The 4683-nt window shown below is 62.5% G+C and carries 3 protein-coding genes and 4 pseudogenes; 5 read left to right on the top strand and 2 right to left on the bottom strand.

Annotated elements, in window-relative coordinates; translation table 11 throughout:
- The 3 genes and pseudogenes from KBI52_RS02220 to KBI52_RS32565 all read left to right on the top strand — a co-directional run.
- Window positions 1-108 (top strand): annotated as a pseudogene (locus tag KBI52_RS02220) (HrpF/NolX family T3SS translocon protein); the annotation flags it as partial.
- A gap of 62 nt (window positions 109-170) precedes the next feature.
- Window positions 171-719 (top strand): hypothetical protein, encoded by a 549-nt coding sequence (locus KBI52_RS02215; protein ID WP_210805039.1) that lies wholly within the window; start codon window positions 171-173, stop codon window positions 717-719.
- 442 nt (window positions 720-1161) lie between these two features.
- A pseudogene (locus tag KBI52_RS32565) lies at window positions 1162-1336 on the top strand (IS30 family transposase); the annotation flags it as partial.
- Window positions 1337-1473: 137 nt separating this feature from the next.
- Here KBI52_RS32565 and KBI52_RS32560 read toward each other — a convergent pair.
- Together KBI52_RS32560 and KBI52_RS02205 are read right to left on the bottom strand one after the other, a co-directional pair.
- Window positions 1474-2978, bottom strand: a pseudogene (locus KBI52_RS32560) (ISL3 family transposase); the annotation flags it as partial.
- A gap of 88 nt (window positions 2979-3066) precedes the next feature.
- Complete coding sequence (locus KBI52_RS02205; protein WP_205772617.1) at window positions 3067-3249, bottom strand: hypothetical protein; 183 nt, start codon at window positions 3247-3249, stop codon at window positions 3067-3069.
- Window positions 3250-3376: 127 nt separating this feature from the next.
- Here KBI52_RS02205 and KBI52_RS02200 point away from each other — a divergent pair.
- Both KBI52_RS02200 and KBI52_RS02195 read left to right on the top strand, forming a co-directional pair.
- Window positions 3377-4054: pseudogene (locus KBI52_RS02200) on the top strand (IS110 family transposase); the annotation flags it as partial.
- 444 nt (window positions 4055-4498) lie between these two features.
- The coding region (locus tag KBI52_RS02195) for a TetR/AcrR family transcriptional regulator (protein WP_210805035.1) at window positions 4499-4683 on the top strand (185 nt) is incomplete at its 3' end.

Below are 4683 nucleotides of genomic sequence, written 5' to 3'. Positions count from 1 at the left end.
GCAGCAAATCTTCTCCGCACTGCCATCACCGGAGGCAATATGAAGCTTGCGCTGGAAGAAGCTGGAATGAGTATCGGAGCGCAAGCGCTCAGCCTCGTCGCGGGGCCGAGGCAAAGTTGGCAATATATCTTTGATCGTATGCCAAGAGAACACTTGAGTGGGGTGATGCATTGATTAGCCTCCCTAATCGAGCGGTGATCGCCGCTTGCGGCTTCATCTCAGCTTTTGGGCTGACGGAGCCTGCTCTGGCGGATCCTTTCACCTGGGCGCCGGGTGATTACGGCACGATTGTCAATAACGTGTTGACGCGAGTCGGGACCGAGCTCCGTCTCGACCTGAAGCGGTGCGAAGATGCTCCTTCGATACGGTGCCGTTTCTCGTCTGGCTACGTCGATATCCTCGTTGAAGGCCGTGACCAATCGCGGGAGATGCAAATCGAGCGAATTATCATCGCGGCGGACATTCTGAAGAATCATCCGGCCGTTCAGCCTCATGTGATCGTCACGGATGCCTTCATCGCTCTGACTGCCACAATGATGGTCTTTGACCCTGATCTTCCCCCAGACCGACGCAGCGCAATGGTCTCGCGGCTCGTTACGGCAGTTCACGCGTCAGGTCATGGCGAGGACAGCGGCATTGCGGCCGACTACGTAGTCGACCTGCATCAAGGGGTCAGCACATGGCTCGTCATGAACGTAACTCCGAAGAGTGCTCCGTAGGAAGATGCCGGACTGGCACGATCAAGCACCATCCACAGATCGGTCTCGGGTCCTGAGAGAGGCAGGATGCAATGCGGCTAGGGGCTCATGCTGAAACTGTCCTCGAATTGCTGTATCTCAGGCTCAACCTCGGCCCAAAGCCGCTGGCCGACCACCCGGCGGGCGAAAAGATTGAGGGCGACAGCCAGATAGGGCCAGCTCTCGTTCGTCCACACGGACGAGATATGGGCCGCCCATCTCTGGTTCGGTTCCTTGGCCGAGAACTCCTGCGCAAGAAGGTTGCGTCGGACCAGGAAGGCTATGGTGGCCGCCGGTCGTGCGCCTGAACCGCTGCTTCTGCTGATCTTTCAAGCCGTTCTCCCGCATCAGCCGAGTGGTGCGGCGGCCGACCTCTAGGCCTTCGTCCTAGAGATTACGGGCCATGTGCAGACTGCCGTAGGTCCCATGGGGTTGGGGACGCAACGAGAACACTAATGGCTTGCCGCGGCAGTACTTCCCGAAGAGGTCAGTCAGATCTGTTCGCCTAGAGCCAAAGCGCCTTGGATCCGGTTGCACAGAGGCTCAATGCCCGGCCAAGAAAAACCCTTAGCTTCCAAACTCTAATTAGTCGGCCCTGAATAATGCGGTGGCACGAGGCCGGCGCTGGATTTCAGGCCACCTGCGAATTATCCGGCTGCGCGGATGAACTCATTAGGGCGGCCAGGAGCCAGGTGATCTTCCCCCGATTGTGTGGCTCTCCCGCACTTTGCGTGGATTACGCTGCCAAGAGCACCCGGCGGCGCAGGAGATCAAAGCTGGCGCGTCCATACATGGAGCGCTTCAGGAGCTTAAGGCGCGTGATCTGACCCTCAGCTTGCCCACTGCTCCACGGCTGCGTCAGTGCCGCGCGAACCGCAGCTCCGTCCTGCTCCAGGCCGGCGGCAAACGTCTCGATAGCCTGGATGCCTGATGACTGAGCTTCAGCAATCCATGTCGTCAGAGCCTTGATGGACGTCTGCTCCTTGTTACGGGACTGGCGCTCACGACAACATTGACGGATGAGGATGCAGAAGCGCTCGGCGAGCTCGGCCACAGTCGCAGCCTCGGGACATTGGCGCACTCGGGCGAGGACGGCAGCCTCCGTTGCATCAAGTGCTGTCGCAGGGCGCACAAGAAGCCATGCAAGTTGCTTGGGCGAGGGAAGCGAAGCCTCTGCCGCGGAACGTGTCGGACCGGGTGAGTGCCATTTGCGGGCTGTCGTTTTCGCCGGAGCCGTGCGACGCTCGGCCATCCAACGATAGACCTGCTTGGGGGAGCCGGCAAAGCCGAGATCCCGTAGTTCACGCCAGAGGGCAGTGGCGTTCTCGTATCCGGCGGCCAAGCGGGCATTGAGGTGGGAGAGATACGGATCAAGAATACTCGGCCCCGGTTGGCGCACGGCTCGCTCGGGAAAGCTTTCGGCCTGAGCAAACCTCCTCACCGTGCCGCGCGCCAGGCCCATCGTGTGGCTGATCGCCAACAGCTTCTCTCCACGGGCATGTCGCTGCCGGACTTCCTCATAGAGAGCCTGCCAACGAGCCCGGCTGTCAGTACTGGCGGCCTGCTCGGCCCGCGTCCGAGGGTAGGCGCGGGTTCGCCGTCCTGAGGTCCCAGGGGAGCGCTCGATGAGAGGCAGACGCCGCAACCGAGCATGGGCTCCTGCCAGCCAGCGCTCGAGCATCTGGCGGGCATTTAACAGCAGATGCCAACGATCCGCGACTTGGATGGCCTTGCAGGCCGTGGCAGCGCCGCGGGCGTATTCACTGGAGCGGTCACGGGCGATGATCCTGACATAGGGGTGCGCCGGAGCCAGGCTGAGAAGGTCGTTGCGGTTCGGTCGGGCAAAAGCTCAATCGGCTTCCGGCGCTCCAGGTCGACCAGAATGGAGCTATAGGTGCGGCCTTTCTTCATCGCCCAATCGTCAACACCGACGATGCGCGGCGGTTGGCGCGTAGGAAGTGGCTGATCCCGAACGAGGCGGAGGATGGTATCGGCGCTAGCCGGCATGGCGAGATGGACAAGGAGTCTGGCAGCAGCATCACCTCCCAACGCGATGCCGATCCGCCCCTGTGCCTTCGCCAGTCGCTGTGTGCGTCGGGCATAAGGCTTGAGAAGACGCCGGAGAGGCTCCGTAAAGGTTTGCTTCGAGCAAGTGTGATTGTGGCAGTAGAAGCGCCGCACCCGAACGCTGAGACGAACCTCACGCCCGGAGGACGGGAGGTCCGTCGGCTGCCGGACATAGATCACGCGAAACACGCATCCGGCCTGCGGCGCGTGCCGACCCGGGCGCCCGCCCGGGCGAACAGCTTCTCCTCAAGGGCGGCATCGGTCAGGTCGTCCGGCAGCGGCCAGGCCAGCCCAGCCCAGCCACCTTGGCCCGCTGGATGGCATCGCGCACGGTCGAGCGCGCCGCGCCGACGATCCGGCCGATCTCGCGGTCGCTGGTTTGGCTGGCGTGGAGCCGCAGCACTTGCCGCATCTGTCGCATGGTCATCGCTCTGTTTGCTGGCATCGCGTCCTCTCTGGTGGAAAGGTCGCAATGACCCGGTGCAGCAGGGTTCTTCAGACCGATCCCTGGACGGGATCAAATCGGAAGGAAGGACGGCTTCAACTCGGAGCGGTGGACGGATTGCGTCGGTATCATCCACCAGCGCACCCAGCTGACCAATGCGATCCGCGGCTATGCCGCCGAGTTCGGGCTGGTGGCGGCGAAGGGGCTGTGCAAGATCGAACCGCTGCTGGAGCGGATCCGGGCGGATGACACCCTGCCGGTTCTGGCGCGGGAGCTGTTTGCGATACAGGCCAAGGAATACGCTCAGCTGCAGGCCCGGCTGGAAGAGGTGGAAGACAAGCTGATGGCCTGGCATCGTGATGATGCGTGCAGCCGACGTCTGGCCCAGATCCCCGGCGTCGGGCCGATCGGGGCCGCGAGGCTGGTGATGAAGACGCCGAGCCCCGAGGCGTTCCGCTCGGCTCGCCACTTTGCCGCTTGGCTCGGCCTGACCCCGAAGGATCACTCCACCGCCGGCAAGGTCCGGCTGGGCGTGATCACCCGGGCGGGCGACGAGGCCTTGCGCAGCGTGCTGGTGGTCGGCGCCATGCTGGTGGTCGGCGCCATGGCGGTGATCCGACAGCTGCGGCGCGGCCAGTGTGCGCCTGCCTCGCCCTGGCTGGTGGAATTGCTCAAGCGCAAGCCGCCGAAGCTGGCCGCGGTGGCGCTGGCCAACAAGATCGCGCGGATCGCCTGGAAACTCATGGTGACAGGCGAGGTCTACAACGCGAAATCGGCCTCGCCCGCAGGGGTGAGCGCAGTTTAGAGATCAGCCCGACCTCGGGGGCCTCAAGTCCTCCCGGGTTGAGCTGCTGCCGGAACTTGCAAGGGAGTGAACAGATGGTGTGATCGATCGATCCGAGATGTGAGAAACTCCGTAGATCCTATCGGCTGTGACAGGTCGCCCCCATGCTTGGAACTCACGTCGCGGAAACCATCTTGGCCGTGGTCACGTGTGACCACAACAACAGGCCGGACATATGGGCGCAAGCGATCCGATCAGAGTACTTGCCCGATGCCCTTGCGAGGAGGAAGCCGTCCACAAATAGCATCTGTAGTGCTTCTGTAATGCTAATCCCGATCTCAACATCATGAGCGAACCGCACCGAGACCCTTGGTGGCGCGGTCATGCTTTCGCCTTGACACTGGAAGGCTGAACGCCGATATGGCGAAACCACTTCTACCGGATGGGTTGAGCGCAAGGAGAGCAATGGCGGGACGTGTTCGAGGCCGTAAGAGTTCCCGCGAGAGGATTCTCGACGCGGCTGCGGAGCTGGTGAGCGAGATCGGTTCGGGACGACTGACGCTGGACACCGTGGCCGAGCGGGCCGGTCTCAGCAAGGGTGGGCTTCTCTACAACTTTCCCACCAAGGACGCGCTACTCCAAGGCATGGT

This window comes from Microvirga sp. HBU67558 (assembly GCF_018069605.1).
In the GTDB taxonomy this organism is placed as follows: domain Bacteria; phylum Pseudomonadota; class Alphaproteobacteria; order Rhizobiales; family Beijerinckiaceae; genus Microvirga; species Microvirga terrae.
Note: the sequence above shows the minus strand (reverse complement) of the source record. Positions and strands in the feature narration are given on the sequence as shown.